12 protein-coding genes and 2 pseudogenes are annotated in these 17,211 nt (G+C 62.9%); 2 read left to right on the top strand and 12 right to left on the bottom strand.

Annotated elements, in window-relative coordinates; translation table 11 throughout:
- Positions 1–91: 91 nt before the first annotated feature.
- From EC919_RS00380 to arnB, 8 genes and pseudogenes are all read right to left on the bottom strand, one after another.
- Positions 92–1,486 (bottom strand): UDP-glucose dehydrogenase family protein, encoded by a 1,395-nt coding sequence (locus tag EC919_RS00380; RefSeq protein ID WP_133770152.1) that lies wholly within the window; start codon positions 1,484–1,486, stop codon positions 92–94.
- Positions 1,464–1,869, bottom strand: a pseudogene (arnF, locus tag EC919_RS00375) (4-amino-4-deoxy-L-arabinose-phosphoundecaprenol flippase subunit ArnF). Before arnF ends, EC919_RS00380 begins: the two are co-directional and overlap by 23 nt.
- 38 nt (positions 1,870–1,907) lie before the next feature.
- Positions 1,908–2,252, bottom strand: a complete 345-nt coding sequence (locus EC919_RS00370; RefSeq protein ID WP_133770150.1) for an EamA family transporter — start codon at positions 2,250–2,252, stop codon at positions 1,908–1,910.
- Complete coding sequence (gene arnT, locus EC919_RS00365) at positions 2,249–3,901, bottom strand: lipid IV(A) 4-amino-4-deoxy-L-arabinosyltransferase (RefSeq protein ID WP_133770148.1); 1,653 nt, start codon at positions 3,899–3,901, stop codon at positions 2,249–2,251. The genes EC919_RS00370 and arnT overlap by 4 nt, the downstream gene beginning before the upstream one ends.
- Positions 3,898–4,779 (bottom strand): 4-deoxy-4-formamido-L-arabinose-phosphoundecaprenol deformylase, encoded by an 882-nt coding sequence (gene arnD, locus EC919_RS00360; RefSeq protein WP_133770146.1) that lies wholly within the window; start codon positions 4,777–4,779, stop codon positions 3,898–3,900. The genes arnT and arnD overlap by 4 nt, the downstream gene beginning before the upstream one ends.
- Complete coding sequence (arnA, locus tag EC919_RS00355) at positions 4,779–6,791, bottom strand: bifunctional UDP-4-amino-4-deoxy-L-arabinose formyltransferase/UDP-glucuronic acid oxidase ArnA (RefSeq protein ID WP_133770144.1); 2,013 nt, start codon at positions 6,789–6,791, stop codon at positions 4,779–4,781. Before arnA ends, arnD begins: the two co-directional genes overlap by 1 nt.
- Positions 6,788–7,813: an undecaprenyl-phosphate 4-deoxy-4-formamido-L-arabinose transferase gene (arnC, locus tag EC919_RS00350; RefSeq protein ID WP_133770142.1), complete on the bottom strand. Its 1,026-nt coding sequence runs from the start codon at positions 7,811–7,813 to the stop codon at positions 6,788–6,790. The genes arnA and arnC overlap by 4 nt, the downstream gene beginning before the upstream one ends.
- Positions 7,810–8,958 carry a UDP-4-amino-4-deoxy-L-arabinose aminotransferase gene (arnB, locus tag EC919_RS00345; protein WP_133770140.1) on the bottom strand — a complete coding sequence of 383 codons (1,149 nt, stop codon included), beginning with the start codon at positions 8,956–8,958 and terminating at the stop codon, positions 7,810–7,812. Before arnB ends, arnC begins: the two co-directional genes overlap by 4 nt.
- Positions 8,959–10,165: 1,207 nt before the next feature.
- Between arnB and EC919_RS00340 the strand changes: the two genes are divergently transcribed.
- Positions 10,166–11,053, top strand: coding sequence for a LysR family transcriptional regulator (locus tag EC919_RS00340; protein WP_133770875.1), 888 nt, complete (start codon positions 10,166–10,168; stop codon positions 11,051–11,053).
- Position 11,054: 1 nt separating this feature from the next.
- Here EC919_RS00340 and EC919_RS00335 read toward each other — a convergent pair whose 3' ends face one another.
- Together EC919_RS00335 and EC919_RS00330 are read right to left on the bottom strand one after the other, a co-directional pair.
- Entirely contained in the window at positions 11,055–12,275 is a 1,221-nt protein-coding gene (locus tag EC919_RS00335) for an MFS transporter (protein WP_133770138.1), read from the bottom strand.
- A gap of 120 nt (positions 12,276–12,395) precedes the next feature.
- On the bottom strand, positions 12,396–13,775 hold the full coding sequence (locus EC919_RS00330; protein ID WP_133770136.1) for an HD domain-containing phosphohydrolase: 1,380 nt from the start codon (positions 13,773–13,775) through the stop codon (positions 12,396–12,398).
- 321 nt (positions 13,776–14,096) lie between these two features.
- Between EC919_RS00330 and EC919_RS00325 the strand changes: the two are divergent.
- Positions 14,097–15,005 (top strand): annotated as a pseudogene (locus tag EC919_RS00325) (ATP-binding protein); the annotation flags it as partial.
- 3 nt (positions 15,006–15,008) lie between these two features.
- Here EC919_RS00325 and EC919_RS00320 read toward each other — a convergent pair.
- On the bottom strand, positions 15,009–15,821 hold the full coding sequence (locus EC919_RS00320; RefSeq protein WP_133770132.1) for a DUF1206 domain-containing protein: 813 nt from the start codon (positions 15,819–15,821) through the stop codon (positions 15,009–15,011).
- Between the two features lie 363 nt (positions 15,822–16,184).
- Positions 16,185–17,165 carry an alpha/beta hydrolase gene (locus EC919_RS00315; protein ID WP_133770130.1) on the bottom strand — a complete coding sequence of 327 codons (981 nt, stop codon included), beginning with the start codon at positions 17,163–17,165 and terminating at the stop codon, positions 16,185–16,187.
- Positions 17,166–17,211 lie beyond the last annotated feature (46 nt).

Below are 17,211 nucleotides of genomic sequence, written 5' to 3'. Positions count from 1 at the left end.
CATCGCGTGCATTCAGTGGGGCTGAAGCCGGTCCCACTACGAAGTATCGCTTGCATTCAATGGGGCCGGTGCCGGACACCACTATCGGCTGCTACACCATTACCCCACCCGCCACGCTTTTGTACGGCGTCCACTTCTTCTGCGGAATCGGCAGTTCGCAGGATTCCCCACGGCCGATCGGGAAGTAGTGAAACCCGCTCTGCGCCAGGCGTTCGGTGTCGTACAGGTTGCGGCCGTCGAAGATCACCGGCGCGGCGAGGCGTTGCTGGATCAGCTCGAAATCCGGGGCCTTGAACTGTTGCCACTCGGTGCAGATGATCAGCGCGTCCGCATCGTTCAACGTCGATTCCGGCGTGCCCATCAGAATCAAATCCTTGCGGTTGCCGTAAAGGCGCTGTGTTTCTTGCATGGCCTCGGGGTCGAACGCGCGCACCGTGGCGCCGGCGTCCCACAAGGCTTCCATCAGCACCCGGCTCGGCGCGTCGCGCATGTCATCGGTGTTCGGCTTGAACGCCAGGCCCCACAACGCAAACGTCTTGCCGCGCAGATCCCCTTCATAGAACGCCTTGACCCGCTCGAACAGTTTGTTCTTCTGCCGCTCGTTGATCGCCTCGACCACTGCCAGCAGATCGTTGGAGCAATGGGCTTCCCGGGCGCTGTGGATCAGCGCGCGGATGTCCTTGCCAAAGCACGAGCCGCCGTAACCGCAGCCGGGGTAGATAAAGTCGTAACCGATCCGTGAATCCGCGCCGATGCCCAGTCTGACCGACTCAACGTCCGCGCCCAGGTGCTCGGCCAGTTCGGCGATCTGGTTGATGAAGCTGATCTTGGTCGCCAGCATGCAGTTGGCCGCGTACTTGGTCAGCTCGGCGCTGCGCAGGTCCATGAACATGATCCGGTCATGGTTGCGGTTGAACGGCGCGTACAGCTCGCGCATCACTTTGCGCACGGCATCGCTGTCGCAGCCGATGACGATGCGGTCCGGGCGCCGGCAGTCATTGACCGCCGAGCCTTCCTTGAGAAATTCCGGGTTTGAGACGATATCGAACTGAAGCAAGCGCCCGGCCTGGCGCAAGGCTTTGTCGATGTGTGCACGCAGGGCATCGCCACTGCCGACGGGCACCGTGGACTTTTCAACGATGATCAGCGGCTCGGCCCGGTACATCGCGATGGCCTCGCCAACCGCGAAGAAGCCTCTCAGGTCCGCCGAGCCGTCCTCGCGGGACGGGGTGCCGACGGCGATGAACAACACCTCGGCGTGCTCGACCGCCAGTTGGGTGTCGCTGGTGAACTGCAATCGCTTGTTCTCCAGGTTCTCACGCACCAGGCCGGCCAGCCCCGGTTCGAAAATATGCACCTGGCCCTGGCGCAACTGCTCGACCTTGGCCTGATCGATGTCCATGCAGACCACGTCGTGGCCGACTTCAGCAAGCACGGTGGCTTGCACCAGCCCGACATACCCACTACCGAAAACGCTGATTTTCATGAACAAAAGCCCTGTGGAGGAGTGCTGGAAAGGCGCCGAAGGTTGATGGTCAGCACGCCCATCACGATCAGGATGACGCCCAAAGTTTTCGATACCGTGAACGTCTCATGGAAAAATGGCAGCGCCGCGGCCAGCGCATAGACCAGCACGTAGCTGACGCTGAGCAGGGAATAGGCGCGGCTCAATGGCAGATCGCGCAGGGCCAGTAGCCAGGCGAGCATCGACAGTGCATAGGCAATGATCGCGGCGGCGATCACCAGCACCGCGCTGATGTCCAGCTGCGCCAACACGGCCGGGTCCAGCCACAACTCGGGCGAGGGCAGACGACTCATGCCCCAGCGCATGCCCAACTGCGCCGAACTCACCAGCAGCACGCTGCCCATCGCCCACGCCGTTGCCCCGCGTCTGATAACCGACCGGCTCATGCCTGACGCCCCAACAAAACGACGCCCGCCAGAATCAACGCGACGCCCAACCAATGGACGGCGTCGGTGGATTCCTTGAAAACAAAACGGCCGGCCAGGGTGATCAGCACCACGTTCAGGCCCAGCATCGGATAGGCGATGCCGACTTCCAGGCGTTGCAACACCAGCAGCCAGCCGATAAGGCCCAATCCCAGACAACCCACCGCCAGCCACAACCAGACCGAACGCGCCGCCGCGAGTACGCCGGGAAAGGTGCCGCGCCAGCGCTCCACCGCGCATTTCTGCGCGACTTGGCCCATACACGTCAGCCCGCAGGTGGCCAACAGCAGCAGCCAGGTCATGGCGCTGACTTCGCGTAAATGAGGATGATCAGATTGCCTTCGTCATAGCGCTCGGCGTCCTTGGGCAGCAACTCGAGTTCGCGCAGTTCCTCGTCGGTTCTGCCGCGCATGACCACCCCGACCTGGCCCTCGCTGCGGGCTCTAGTCATCCAGGTGTTGATCCTTTTCAGGGTCACTTCGCGTCCTGTCGCGTCGGGATACGCCAGGCCATATTCCAGCTCGTTCCAAGTGTTGAAAAACGACACATCGGTTCTGTTCAGTCGCCAGGCCAGTGCCGAGGCGGCGCCCAGGTCATTGCTCAATAAGTGCGTGCTGGCCGCCAGTTGCGCCTGATGGGCGAGCACAAACTGGTCGGGGGTCTTGTTGTGCACGACGTCGTAGGGAAGGGCCGCGGGCAACAGCGCGACCAGCAACCAGCTGCCCAGTGCCGGCGCAGCCCAATACTTCAGCGGACGCAGGCCTTGCAGGGCATTGCTCGCACACCAGCCTGTCAGCACGATGATCGCCAGCATCAGGTTCACCGGCTCGTGGTCGTACACCGGCTGTTTGAGTTGCAGGTACACCAGCGCCAACAGCCCGATCAGCCCGGCGGCCGCGTTCAGCCAGCCGTTGATGCGCAAGGCAGTGAGCCGACCCTGCTGGAGCCGCTCGATCAGCGCATCGGCCATCAACAGCGCCACCGGCAGCAGGCACGGCAGAATGTAGGTCGGCAGCTTGCCGTTGCTAAGGCTGAGAAACGCCAGCGGCACCAGCAGCCAGATCAGGAGAAAGCCGGTTTCAGGGCGACGCTTGCGCTGCCAGGCCTGGCGGAACGTGACCGGCAACAACGCTGCCCACGGCAGGCAAGACACCACCAGCAGCGGCAGGTAAAACCACCAGGGTTCGGCGTGCTGGGCATCGGCCCCGGCGAAGCGCCGCACATGCTCATGCCAGAAGAAGAACCGCCAGAAGTCGGGTTCCTGGGCATGCACCGTGAGCACCCACGGCAGGCTGACGAGGATGGCGATCAGCACCGCCAGTGGCCCATAGCGAAGCAGCTCGCCGAGGCGCCGCTGCCAGAGCATGTAGGGCAGGGTGACCATCACCGGCAGCGCCCAGGCCAGAAACCCCTTGGTCATGAAGCCGATGCCGCAGGCCAGACCGATCACGGCCCAGGCACCCAGTCGAGCACGGCCGCTGCTGCGAATGGCGCACCAGAACCCGACCAGCGTCAGGTTGGCCCACAGGGTGAACTGAGGATCGAGGTTGGCGTAACCGGCTTGCCCGGCAATGAACGCGTAGCTCATGAACAGCAGCGCACTGGCGAAGCTCTTGCGCGGGTCGTTCCACATCCGCGCGGCGAGCCAGTAAGCGAGCATCACGCTCAGACCGGTGCTCAGCGCTGACACGATGCGTACGCCAAACAGGTTTTCACCAAAAATGGCTTGCCCCACGGCAATCAGCCAATAGCCCGCAGCGGGTTTCTCGAAATAGCGCAGGCCCATGAAATGCGGCGCGGCCCAGTGACCGCTGTTGAGCATTTCCTGACTGATCTGGGCGTAGCGGGTTTCATCGGGAATCCACAACCCGTGGGACCCCAACGGCAGCAGATAAAACGCGGCAAAGGCCAGCACCAGCAGGACGATGTTGCGGTGTTCGGCTTTAATCATCGCTGCACCCCCAACCAGCCTTCGCGACCGCGCAATGCGCCACGCACCAGATGGCCCGAAGGCAGCTGATCCAGCGAATCCGGCAGCAGCGCGCCAAGGGTTTGAAACTCAATGCTTCGGGTTTTCGCCTCACTCAATAGCGCACGAAAAGCCGGGGCCATGACGATGCCTTCGACCTCGGCGTGAACGGTGTAGACGTTCAGCCTGGAGGCTTCGAAGCGCCGAAGGATGTCGTCGTTGAAGGTCCGTGTATCGAGCTGTGGCGACACCAGTTCGTCGTAGGTCGGCAGGTCCACCGGAATCTGCGGCGTGCCCAACGCGCCGTCGGCCAGCATCGGCCGGAATATCGACGTGCCCCGGCAGTCACTGTTGTAGCGGAAATTGAATGCTTCTTTCGCCTGGACCACGCGCTCATCGGCGCGCCAGCCGGCGGCCGCGGAGCAGGTCACCGGGTGGCCGAGAATATCGTTCAACACGTCAACGCCGCGCTGGATCTGACCGGTCAGCTCGGCCTCGCTCCAGCGCCCGGCATGGGCCTGCCAGCCGTGGTGATCCCAGGCGTGCAAGCCCACCTCATGGCCGGCGTCCCGGGCCCGGCGCATCAGCGGCCCGAGATCGCGGCCGATGGGTTTGCCGGGCCACGCGGTGCCCGCCAGCAGAATGTCCCAGCCGTACAGACTGGCCGCCCGCGAACGCAGCATTTTCCAGAGGAACTGCGGGCGCGCCAGTCGCCACAGATGGCGGCCCATGTTGTCCGGGCCGACGCTGAAGAAAAACGTCGCCTTGACCTGCGCTTCGTCGAGCAGGTCCAGCAGTCGTGGCACGCCGTCGCGGGTGCCGCGCCAGGTGTCGACATCGATGCGCAGTCCGGCCGTCATCAGCCGCGTGCGCCGGGGGTAACGGTCAGTTGCGCCTTCTCGGCCATGGCTTCGCGGAGGAAAAAGTCCAGGGTCTTGCCGATGGTTTCGCTCAGTTCGATGGTCGGCGTCCAGCCGATCAGCCGCTGGGCGTTGTCGATGCTCGGCTTTCGGTGGCTGACGTCCTGATAACCCTTGCCGTAGAACGACTGGCTCTCGACCTCACGGAAACCGGCGAAGGGCGGGAAGTTATCGCGCAGTGGATGGGCTTCGAACTGACGCAGCAACTCGGCGCCCAACTGACGAATGCTGGCTTCATTGTCGGGGTTGCCAATATTGATGATTTGGCCGTTGCAGTGGCCGCCCTTGTTTTCGATGATCCGCGCCAGGGCTTCGATGCCGTCGACAACATCGGTGAAGCAGCGTTTCTGCGCGCCGCCGTCCACCAGCCGGATCGGCGTGCCTTCCACCAGGTGCAGAATCAGCTGAGTGATGGCCCGTGAGCTGCCGATGCGTGCAGAGTCCAGGCGGTCCAGCCGTGGCCCCATCCAGTTGAACGGGCGAAACAGGGTGAACTGCAAACCCTTCTGCCCATAGGCCCAGATCACCCGGTCCAGCAACTGTTTGGAAACGGAGTAAATCCAGCGCTGCTTGTTGATCGGGCCGACCACCAGATTCGAGGTGTCTTCGTCGAAGCTGGCGTCCTGGCACATGCCGTAGACCTCCGAGGTCGAGGGGAAGATCACGCGCTTGTTGTACTTGACGCAGTAGCGGACGATTTTCAGGTTTTCTTCGAAGTCCAGTTCAAACACCCGCAGCGGGTTACGCGTGTATTCGATGGGCGTCGCGATCGCCACCAGCGGCAGGACCACATCGCACTTCTTGATGTGGTACTCGATCCACTCGGAGTGGATGCTGATGTCGCCTTCGATGAAGTGGAAATTCGGTCTGGCGCGCAGGCGTTCGATGGCGTCCGAGCCGATGTCCATGCCGTAGATTTCGTAGCGGTCATCCTGCAGCAAACGCTCCGACAGGTGATTGCCGATGAAGCCGTTGACCCCCAGGATCAGCACGCGGGTGCGCCGGACCGGGCGTCGCGGGTCCTTGCCCTGCAAGCGCGAACCTTCCACCAGACCGAACTCCCGGGCCAGTTGCGCGCCGCTCAGGTACAGACCGTCGTCGCCACGCTGGCCGGCGCTGATCACCAGCGAGCCTTCGCCGCAGGCGATGCGCAAGGGCTCGCAACCGAGCACGGTGCCGGGCGCTTCGCCGTTGTTGCCGGCCTCTGCACGCGCGGCCCAGACAACCAGTTTGTGCTCACCCACCGGGCAGAAAGCGCCGGGGTAGGGCTGGGTCACTGCCCGCACCAGATTGCCCAGCCTAGTTGCCGGCAGCGACCAGTCGATCAAACCGTCGGCCGCGGTGCGACGGCCGAAATAGGTCGCGGCGGATTCATCCTGCGGTGTCCCCGACAACTGACCCTGGGCAAGCAATGGCAGGGTTTCCGAGAGCAGATCCGCAGCGGTGTCACGCAACTTGCCGTGCAGGGTCAGGGCCGTTTCATTCGGGCTGATGGAGATGCGCTGTTGCGCCACGATGGGCCCTGCGTCGGCGCGCTTGACCATCTGGTGCAGGGTCACGCCGGTTTCGCTTTCGCCGTTCACCAGCACCCAGTTGGCCGGCGCCCGGCCACGGTATTTGGGCAGCAGCGAACCGTGCAGGTTAAACGCGCCGTCTTTCGCACAGGCCAGCAGCGGTTCGCTGAGCAACTGGCGGTAGTAGAAGGAGAAGATGAAATCGGGTTCAAGCCGGGCGATGCGCTCAAGCCACAGCGGGTGATTGGGGTCTTCCGGCGCGTGGACAGCGATCTCGTGCTGCGCGCACAGCTGGGCCACCGAGCCGAAGAAGGTTTTTTCCTTGGGGTCGTCGGCGTGGGTGAACACTGCTGCGATTTCATAACCAGCGTCGAGCAGGGCTTGCAGGCCGACGCAGCCAATATCGTGGTAAGCAAAAACGACAGCTTTCTTGTTCATGGCGCAACCTTGTTGGCGTATGCAGGGGCAGAAGAGGGTGCAGCAGAATGGGGGGTGTCGAGGGCTGTTACGGGGGATCTGCGCACGACTTTTTCAATGAAGAAACGCGGCCGTGCGCGCACGTCGCTGTACATGCGGCCGAGGTATTCGCCGAGCAGGCCCATGCCGATGAACTGCCCGCCGGTGAACACGAACAGCACCGCAAACAGGACGAAGGTGCCGTGCCCGGCCCACGGAGCCCCGAAGATCAGACGCAGGACCACCAGCGCCAGGGCGAACAGCACACCCAGGACCGCCATGCCGACACCGACGATGCTCAGCAGACGAAGGGGCGTGGTGGTCATGCAGGTGATCAGGTCGAACATCAGGTTGACCAGGCGCATGGGGCTGTATTTTGAATCGCCGTGCTCGCGCTCGGCGTGCTCGACCAGGATTTCCGTGGTATGCCGGGCAAAGCTGTTGGCCAGAATCGGGATAAAGGTGCTGCGCTCCCGGCAGGCGAGCATGGCGTCGACGATGGTGCGCCGGTATGCGCGCAGCATGCAGCCGTAGTCGTTCATCGCCACGCCGGTGGAACGCTGAACCGCAAGATTGATCAGCTTCGACGGCCAGCGCCGCCAGGCGGAATCCTGCCGCTGGTTGCGCACCGTGCCGACCACGTCGTAGCCCTTTTCGGCGAGTCGCACCAGACGCGGGATTTCTTCGGGCGGGTTCTGCAGGTCGGCGTCCAGGGTGATCACCACATCGCCCTTGCACTGCTCGAAGCCGGCCATGATCGCCGCGTGCTGGCCGTAATTGCGGTTGAGAATGACCGCCACCACGTTGCTGCCTTCACGCTCGGCAGCCTCCTGAAGCAGCTCGGCCGAGTCATCGCGGCTGCCGTCGTCGACCAGCACGATTTCGAAGGCATGGCCGAGCAGGGCGCAGGCAGCCTCCGTGCGGCGCAGCAATTCGGGCAGGCTTTGCGCTTCGTTGTAGACCGGGATGACGATGGACACACAGCGGACGGGATAGGCTTTCAACGGCGCGCTCCAACGATGGATTCAATGGCGCGAACGACCCGCTCGACATCGTCGCGGGTCATGTCCGGGAACAGCGGAATCGAACACAGCCGTGCCGAATTCCATTCGGTGTTCGGCAGGTGCACGTCCGGGAAGCGCTGGCGGTAATAGCGGTGCAGATGGGTGGCGATGAAGTGAATGCCGGTGCCGATGCGGTGCTCTTGCAGCGCCTTCATGAACCCGTCGCGGTCCAGACCGCAGCGCTCGGGGTCGATGCGCAGAATGAACAGATGCCAGGCGTGCTGCTGCGAGTAGGCGGGCTGCGCCAGTGGCATGACCGGGCTGTCTGCCAGTCGGTCCAGGTAGTGGCTGGCCAGCCGGCGGCGTTGCTCGTTGATGTGATCGAGCCGGTGCAATTGCACAAGGGCGATGCTGGCGTTTATGTCCGCCAGGTTGTATTTGAAGCCGGGTTCGATGACTTCGGCCTGGGGCTTGCGGCCCAGGGTCAGGCGGTCGTAGGCATCGACGCCGAGGCCGTGGAATTTCAGCTGGCGCACCCGATCAGCCAGTTTCCCGTCATCGGTGACGAACATCGCGCCTTCTGCGCAGGTCATGTTCTTGATCGCATGAAAGGAGAAGATCGCCGTGCCGCGGCTGCCCACCGGCTGGCCCTTGTAGCCGGTGCCGGCTGCGTGGGCGGCGTCCTCGATGACAGCGATGCCGTGGCGCTCGGCCAGCGCGTAAATCGGGTCGAGGTCACAGGCGGCGCCAGCGTAATGCACCGGAACAATGGCTTTGGTGCGCGGGGTGATGGCCTGTTCGATCAAATCGGCGTCGGTCATCAGTGTGTCGCGGTCGACGTCGACAAACACCGGCGTTGCCCCCAGCAGGCAGATCATGTTGGCCGTCGAGACCCAGGTTTGCGAAGGCGTGATCACCTCATCGCCGGGGCCGACGCCCAACGCGAGCAAAGCGATGTGCATGGCGCCTGTCGCGGAGGAAACCGCCACCGCGTGCCGGGCACCGACCCGTTCGGCGAACTGCGCTTCGAGCTGCTGGCATTCGGGCCCAGTAGTGATCCATCCGGAGCGCAGGACGCGGGTAACCGCCGCCACTTCTTCATCGCCGAGGCTCGGTCGCGAGAAAGGAAGAAAAGCCTCATTCATAGTGTGAACGTCCCCGTGAAGTTCGATGTCTGGCAATGCGAACCGCAAGCAGAGTGATGCCCGGATCGTCAGTTTTTATTAAATGCGTATGGTTGATGAGCAGTGTGATCTTCCCCGGATATACCGATCAGGCGCGCCGGTTAAACATGTTCTGGCGGATCATTGAATCGCAGGTTAGTCGCTCAAATATGAAAATAATGTCTGTGGAGTGTAGGCGTTCTGTCTTGGAGGTTTGCTGTCAGGGTCAATGATCGCGGGCGTATCAGCTCGTTGTGACAATTGTTCGTGCGGGTTCATATTTGAGCCTGTTTATCAACAGTGTGGCCGCTGTTATTTCAATGGCAGACAGCATCTGTTCAGTAAGGTGTTTATTCAAGTTTGGTCGGATTCAACACCGTCTATGTCGGAAACAACACTAAGTCCTCCATTAATATGTAGTGACGCACGCAGCAATTACCCTCTGCTTCCAATGGGTGTGTACATTTCAAGGTAGTCCACCTATCGGGATTTCGCGAATGTGTTCGCAAAGGCCTGCGTTTACAAAGAGCGGGGCCACGCTCTTTCATGGCCGTTCCCTTAACGTTAGCGCCCGCATACTTAATCGCAGCTGAACATGAAGCAGGCTAGGACCGGCTTCAGCCGGGAACAGGCCAGCGTGAGCACCATCAATTCTGCAGTGTGACCGTCGACGCCTTCCCGGCTAAAGCCGGTCCTACATTAGTGTTCCACCGCCAGTCCCCTGGGTGCCTTGGATTTGTATCGGGGCCTAACCAATCTGACTGGACGCACGCGATGCTTTTAGTGGGACCGGCTTCAGCCGGGAAGAGGCCAGCGTGAGCACCATCAATTCTGCAGTGTGACCGTCGACGCCTTCCCGGCTAAAGCCGGTCCTACAATGGTGTTCCACCGCCAGTCCTCTGGGTGCCTTGGATTTGTATCGGGGCCTAACCAATCTGACTGGACGCACGCGATGCTTTTAGTGGGACCGGCTTCAGCCGGGAAGAGGCCAGCGTGAGCACCATCAATTCTGCAGTGTGACCGTCGACGCCTTCCCGGCTAAAGCCGGTCCCACAATTCGCGGCGCACCCGAGAACACAGTTCGCGGCGATAGCAGTCCCGCTTCATGTCCGCGATACTCCGGCGGGAAAACATCCAGCGTCAGCCCTTTATGCATCAACCTCATCTATCCAAGAGCCAATCACCCATGATGGACAGTCTCAACGGCATCACGGCGTTCATCACCGTGGCTGAAACCCGCAGCTTCACCGCAGCGGGGCGTTTGCTGGAGATATCTTCTTCCGCCGTGGGCAAGAGCGTGGCGCGCATGGAGGAGCGCCTCGGCGTGCGGCTGTTCCATCGCAGCACCCGCAGCGTCACCCTGACCACCGAAGGCGAGCTGTTTCTTGATCGCTGCAAACGAATCGTCAGCGAGGTCGAGGCGGCCGAGCTCGAATTGCTTGAACTGTCCGCCACCCCGCGCGGCAAAGTGCGCATCAGCGTGCCGATTCAGAACGTGCTGATCATGCCGGTGCTGGCCGGGTTCATGCGCGCCTACCCCGACATCGAGCTGGAAGTGGATATGTCCGACCGCATGGTGGACGTGATTGAAGAAGGTTTTGACGCAGTGATCCGCACCGGGGCTCCGCAGGATTCGCGACTGACCGCGCGCAAGCTCGGCGGTTTTCAGCTGCAACTGGTGGCATCGCCGGCGTACCTGGAGCGCTGTGGAGAACCGGCCCACCCCGACGATTTGTTCCGCCACACCTGCCTGCTGCACAAGTTTCCGGCCACCGGGATGATCGAGCGCTGGCCGTTGCGCGTCGGCGACACGCACATTCAGCCGAACCTTTCGCGGGCGTTGACGTGCACGACCACGGACCCGCTGGCCCATCTGGCGATCGACGGCGTAGGCATCGCCTGCCTGCCGGATTTTTCCATCCGCGCGGCGTTGGCCGACGGCAGGCTCAAGGTGGTGCTCGGGGATTACACCGACCACACCGGCAACCTGTGGATGCTCTGGCCTGCGTCGAAGCAGACGACACCCCGGCTGCGGGTGCTGATCGACTATTTCAAGGACAACATTCTCAAGGGCTGACTCAGCGATGCAACGCCTGAGCAATGGGCGCCCGGGCGACACCAAAGCTGAGCATCACCGCCAGGCCCAGGAGCCCCAACCCCGCGCCCAGCCACAACGCCGCCGACACGCCCTGGTGATCGACCATCAGCCCGCCGAACAGCGAGCCCGACGCGATCGCCACCTGAAACATGGTCACCAGCATCGCCGAACTGGCTTCCGGCAACTGCGGCGAGGTCAACTGCATCCAGCTGCTGACACCCAGCGGGATCGCGCCATAGGCCACGCCCCACACCAGCACCGCCAGCATCACGCCGAGGCCTTGCAGATGCGGCAACGCCAGCTGCGCCAGCACCATCAGCACGATCACGGCGCCCAGCGAAGCGCGCAGGTGCGTGGTGAGGGTCCCGGCCATGGCGAAGTTGGCCAGCATGCCCACCAGCCCGAAACCCAGCAGTACCCCAGTGATCGCGTTGGGTGAGAAACCGGCGTACTGGCCGAGAAACGGCGCAACGTAGGTGTAGGCGGTGAAGTGCGCAGCGACCACGGTGCCCAGCAACAGCATGCTGCGCCGCGCGGTGCCCCGCGACAGAAACGCCCGCAGCGCGCGGACGTTGAGCCCCTCACGCGAAGGCAGCGAGGGCAGGGTGAACGCCTGTGCACTAAGGGCTATCAGGCCCAGGCCGGCAGTGACGACGAAGGACATGCGCCATGAAAAGGCCGTGCTGACAAAGGTACCGAACGGCACCCCGAACACCGTCGCCAGGGTGATGCCGGCGAAGATCAACGCCGTGGCCTTTGCCGCCCTCGACTCGCTGACCAGACGCCCGGCCGCCGCAATCGCCACGGCCCAGAAACCGCCGAGGGAGATCCCCAATAGCCCGCGACCCAGCAGCATGATCGCCAGCGACGGCGACGCCGCGCAGATCAGGTTCGACAGCACCAGCAGCAGGCTCAACAACAACAGCAGAAGCCGTCGGTTCATGCGCCCGGCACCCAGCATGATTGCGGGGGCCGATATCGCCGCGACGATGCCCGGCACGGTGACCATCAGCCCGGCCACGCCATCGGTCACATTGAGGCTGTCGGCGATCTGCGGCAGAACGCCCACCGGCAGGTATTCGGAGGTGACGAAAGCAAACGCGCCCAGGGCGACGGAATACACCGCCAGCCAGTCGCGCCATGAGGAAGACGCCGCAGGCGCGGCTGTCCCGTGGGTCGATACAACGTGCAAATCGTGCATGGGCAAAGCTCCACCGTAATGAGTGGAGCCATGCTAGGGAGTGAGGACGCGGGGAAAAACAGGCTGTGGTTCCGATCACTGTGGATCGATGACTCCGCAATCACTTGATCGCAAGGCAGATCACCCGACCTGAGTCCAGTGGGTTTTCGGCGGTTCTGAACCGGGTACATGCTCGGGCAGGCGCACGAAAATGCTGTAGTGGGCCTTGTTGTCGATGGCTTCGAAAGCCGCCAGCTTTTCGATCAGCGCGGCGTTGACCACCTTGCCCGCATTCAGCAGCAGCATGCCGTTATCGGCGTTCAGGTTGCGCACCAGAATCATCCCCGGCACCAGTTCGCGGGTGGTAACGGCCTTGACGGTCGGGTCGTTGAGCACGGCATCGTTCAGGTACGCCGCGCACGCTTCGGCGAAATCCTCGATCAGGCCCGGGTCGTAGAGCTTGCCGGCGTAGCGGCGGATGAACAGCAAGGCCTCGCCGCTGCTCAGGTGCCGTTCCAGAATCAGCCCGCGCTGCAGTTCGATGAAGTCCACCGCCAGCTTGAGCAAACGCGCGCCGTAGGGAATCGCATCACCCTTGAGGTGCGCCGGAAAGCCGCTGCCGTCCCAGCGCTCCTGGTGATGCAGGATCAGGCTGGCGGCGTCCTGAATCGGTTCGAGGGTCATGAGCAACGATTCGCTCTGCTGCGGGTAGCTGCGCCAGGTGTCGCGGTCGGCGTGGCTGACCATGTCCGACGGGGTGTTGATCAGCGCGTCGCTCCAGCCCAGTTTGCCGATGTTGTACAGCGCGGCGGCCATGCACAGGTCGCGGCGCGTCGACTCGTCCAGATTGAGGTGGTTGCTGCACGCGTTGATCAGGTCGATGACGTCGCGGTTGGTCTGCTTGTCCGCAGGCAGGCGCTGGTTGACCAGCATCGAGAACACCTCGGTGCCGGTGGCGTAGCTGTGCTTGAGCTCGTCGTAGGCCAGATCGAGCATGTCGGCGGTCTGCTGCAATTCGGCGGTGCGCGCCAGCACGCGTTTTTCAAGGGTGGCGTTGAGGCTTTTCAGCTCATCGTTCTGCCGTTGCGTGAGCTGTTCGAGGCGCTGTCTTTCGCGTTCGGAAAACTGGAATGCCAGCGACTGACGCAGGGTCAGCACCAGTTCTTCGTCGGTCCAGGGCTTGGCGATGTAGCGATGCACATGGCCCTGGTTGATGGCTTTGACGATGGTTTCGAGGTCGGCGTATCCGGTCAGCAGGATGCGCGTGGTGTCCGGGTACAGGCTGTAGACCTGCGCCAGCAGCGCCGCGCCGTCCATGGTCGGCATGCGCGCATCGCTGACGATCAGATCGACCGGCCGTTCGGCCATGATTTTCAGGGCCTGTTCACCACTGGTGGCCAGCAGCACGTCATAAGGCTGCTCTCGGAGCAGGCGGCGCAGGCTGTTCAGAATTGATTCTTCGTCGTCCACCAACAGGAGGGTGGGAAGTGGCTGCACCGAAGCACTGGCTGAGGCTTCCATGATTGACCCTCACTCGTACCGACATCGTGCCCGTGTCCCGTCTTGTGGACCGACACGGACGGCTGGATGCCGCAAGATTAGTTGAGATATGGCAATAACTCGCGGGGTTCGAGCAATATAAATCGCCCCCTCAACTCCACCTTCGGCGCGCCGACACAAAGGCATGAGTCCATGGAGTGAGGCGCTCGGTCGATCATGTTGCTCCTGCAGATATTCTCGATCATTTCCGTCTGCCTGCTGGTGCTGCTGGGCCGCTGGCTGCTGCACAGCTATCAGGTGATCAACCGGGTCAACGAGGACCTGCAGGCGGCCAATGAAAGCCTGGAGCAGCGCGTCGAGGAGCGCACCCGGGCGTTCAAGCAGGCCAGTCATGCGTTGCAGGTTGAAATCGACGAGCGCAAGCAGCTGGAGAGCCAGTTGATCGGCGCTGAAAAGCTCGCCTCGCTGGGGCAGATGGCGGCAGGTATCGCCCACGAGATCAACAACCCCATCGGTTTCATCTCGTCGAACCTGGGCACCCTGGCGGTCTATTTCGGCAAGCTTGAGGCGATGCTGGACGCCTACAAAGCGGCCGAGGATCAGTTCGGATCGGCGGAGGTTCTTCAATCGCTCACGGCCTTGAAAACCCGTCTGGACCTGGCCTTCGTCGAGGCGGAAATCCCGCTGTTGATTCAGGAGTCCCGGGACGGCGTGTCCCGCGCCGCGCAAATCATCAAGGACCTCAAGGAATTCTCCCGGGCCGACACCAACCCGCAATGGCAGTGGGCGAGCCTGCAGCGCGGCATCGATTCGACGCTGAACATCGCCGCCAACGCGGTCAAGTACAAGGCTGACATCGTCAAGCATTACGTGCCGTTGCCGGACATCGAATGCCTGCCGGCGCAGCTTAATCAGGTGATCATGAATCTGGTGGTGAATGCCGCCCAGGCCATCGGCCCGGAGCGCGGCACCATTACGCTGCGCAACGGCGTTCAGGGCGACAGCGTGTGGCTTGAGATCAGCGACACCGGGAGTGGCATTGCCCCGCAGGTGCTGCCCAAAATTTTCGACCCGTTCTTTACCACCAAGCCGGTGGGCCAGGGCACGGGCCTCGGGCTGTCATTGTCGTACGGGATAGTGCAAAAACATCGCGGAACGATCAGTGTGCGCAGCGTGGAAGGAGCCGGCACGACGTTCCGCGTTGAGCTGCCCATTCAGCAGCAGCGCCCGGAGCAGGGCGCTGCAACTTGAGGTTCAGGCGTGGGCCATGCCGGGCACGTCCATGTTGATCCGTCGCCACGCGGCTTCGGCGAAGCTGTACACCGAAAATGCGATCAGACCCAGTGCCATGACCATCAGCACCACGCCACCGGCGGGCAGATTCTGCAGTGCGTTGAGCGCATCTTTCAGCCCGGGCGGGTGCATGGCCTGATAGCTGGAACCGCTGATAGCCAGCAGCACGCCTATTTCCACGAACGCCACACCGCGGGCGATCAGGCCGAAGCGGGACACCGGGGTCACGTATTTCATGACCTCATCGTCGGCCTCGAAGTACTTCTCGAACGAGGCTTTCCAGCCCTTGAAAAAATGCGCGATGCCGACGCCCAGCGGCACCAGTGCGACCAGGTAGACCACCAGATTGGAGTGTTTCCACGACAGCAATTGCGCGAGCAGGTCTTCGGTCTGACCGCCGCCGCCCCCGGAGCTGCGCAGACCGTCGATCAACAGGCCCAGGGCGAAGAACGCCAGGGCACCGTTGACCAGCCCGCCGGCGAGCAAGCCGCCACGTATGACCAGGCCCTTGAACTCGTTGCCGTGATGGTCGACGTCGCGGGTGGCCTGCAACACCCGCCAGGCGGCGAACGCCAGCAGACCGGCGACCACCAGCCCGACCAGAATGTGCCCGAAGGGCTGGCTGAACAGCGCTTCGAGGCTGCTGTGGCTGTCTTTGGGGCGGGATGAATCGCGGGCGGCGAGCAGGGCAAAAATGCCGATGATCAGGTACAGAACGCCACGGGCGGCGTAACCCGATCGGGCGAGCAGGACAAGGGTGTGATGCGGGGACATCGAAGGTTCTCCGGGTAAGCGATAGATCAGCAGACCCGAGACGACGCGAGGGGTTCGATTGGTTTGAAGGAGCCGCTGTGATTGCGTTTAGTAGGACCGGCTTTAGCCGGGAAGAGGCCGGTGTGCACTCCACCCATTTTGCAGTGTGGCTGCCGACGCCTTCCCGGCTAAAGCCGGTCCTACAGATCTGCGTCACGGCCAGATTCCACTGAATGCACGCGATTGCTTCGTGGGACCGGCTTTAGCCGGGAAGAGGCCGGTGTGCACGCCACCCATTTTGCAGCGTGGCTGCCGACGCCTTCCCGGCTAAAGCCGGTCCTACCAATGCGCGGCGCGTCAGCGGGGCCACTGAAACCGCTTCGATCAATCCGCTGGGGTTTGAATGCGCTGACGAATCCAGGCGCGGCTATGATCCAGCACGCGGTCGGCCATCATGGTCGGGAAATGGATGAAGCCATGGGGCGCTTCCGGCAGCAGGTGCACTTCGACCCCGGCGGTCCTGGCCCAGCGATCGGCCAGTTGCAGGGTGTCGTCGCGCAGCGGGTCCAGCTCGCCGACCCACATCAGCGCCGGCGGAAAGCCTGTGAAATCCCCATGCAACGGCGACAGCGGCGGCGTCTGACGCTGGGCATCGCTGATGCCGGGCGTCAGCAGGCGCAGGGCGTCGACCATACCCGGCCCGTCCAGCACCAGCGTGTCCTTGCCTGCCGTGCGCACGCTGGGCGTGCCGGTCAGGTCGTAAACGCCGTAATAGAGCAGGGCGCCGCACACCCGTTTGAACAGCTCGGGCCAGGCCTTGAGCTGCAGCAGAGTCGTCCCGGCCAGATGCCCGCCGGCGGATTCGCCCACGACGATCACCGGCAACCCGGCAAACTCCGGACAGCCGTCACCCAGCAACCAGCGTGCAGCTACCAGACAATCCTCCATCAGCCCTTCCACCGGCGTCGACCCGGCGAGCCGGTAGTCAACCGAAACCACCGCCACATCGCACGCCCGCACCATCGCCATGTTGAGGTCGTCGTTCATCTGCGCGTTGCCGATTACCCAGCCGCCGCCATGAATGTCCAGCACCACGCCCTTTGCGATGCCCTTGGGCCGGATGATCCGTACCGGCACGCGATGACCGTCGACACTCGCCGTGGTGGTTTCAGCGTGCAGGCCATGGCGGGCCAGCCTGGCCGAGCCATTCAGCTGACCGACGCGCAGCAGCGACTGGATCAAGAGAGGCGTGACACGGTTGCGGATACGGAACCGCGGCAGCCAGGCCAGCTTCTTGTTGAAGCGCCGCGCCTGCGCCAGTTCGTCTTCGGGAAAATGCAGACCGTCGTTGCTGTCCAATTGCATGCTCTCTCTCGGGCTCATACCCGGCAGTGATGGGTACTGTCTTGGT

It is taken from the genome of Pseudomonas graminis, from assembly GCF_004364335.1.
GTDB lineage: Bacteria > Pseudomonadota > Gammaproteobacteria > Pseudomonadales > Pseudomonadaceae > Aquipseudomonas > Aquipseudomonas graminis_D.
Note: the sequence above shows the minus strand (reverse complement) of the source record. Positions and strands in the feature narration are given on the sequence as shown.

Bases quoted from the DNA above. Each gene is read 5' to 3' on its own strand.
- arnB (WP_133770140.1), bottom strand. From the start codon at position 8,958: ATGAATGAGGCTTTTCTTCCTTTCTCGCGACCGAGCCTCGGCGATGAA.
- EC919_RS00320 (WP_133770132.1), bottom strand. From the start codon at position 15,821: ATGTCCCCGCATCACACCCTTGTCCTGCTCGCCCGATCGGGTTACGCC.
- EC919_RS00370 (WP_133770150.1), bottom strand. From the start codon at position 2,252: ATGACCTGGCTGCTGCTGTTGGCCACCTGCGGGCTGACGTGTATGGGC.
- EC919_RS00335 (WP_133770138.1), bottom strand. From the start codon at position 12,275: ATGCACGATTTGCACGTTGTATCGACCCACGGGACAGCCGCGCCTGCG.
- arnA (WP_133770144.1), bottom strand. From the start codon at position 6,791: ATGAACAAGAAAGCTGTCGTTTTTGCTTACCACGATATTGGCTGCGTC.
- EC919_RS00315 (WP_133770130.1), bottom strand. From the start codon at position 17,165: ATGCAATTGGACAGCAACGACGGTCTGCATTTTCCCGAAGACGAACTG.
- EC919_RS00330 (WP_133770136.1), bottom strand. From the start codon at position 13,775: ATGGAAGCCTCAGCCAGTGCTTCGGTGCAGCCACTTCCCACCCTCCTG.
- arnT (WP_133770148.1), bottom strand. From the start codon at position 3,901: ATGATTAAAGCCGAACACCGCAACATCGTCCTGCTGGTGCTGGCCTTT.
- EC919_RS00380 (WP_133770152.1), bottom strand. From the start codon at position 1,486: ATGAAAATCAGCGTTTTCGGTAGTGGGTATGTCGGGCTGGTGCAAGCC.
- EC919_RS00340 (WP_133770875.1), top strand. From the start codon at position 10,166: ATGGACAGTCTCAACGGCATCACGGCGTTCATCACCGTGGCTGAAACC.
- arnD (WP_133770146.1), bottom strand. From the start codon at position 4,779: ATGACGGCCGGACTGCGCATCGATGTCGACACCTGGCGCGGCACCCGC.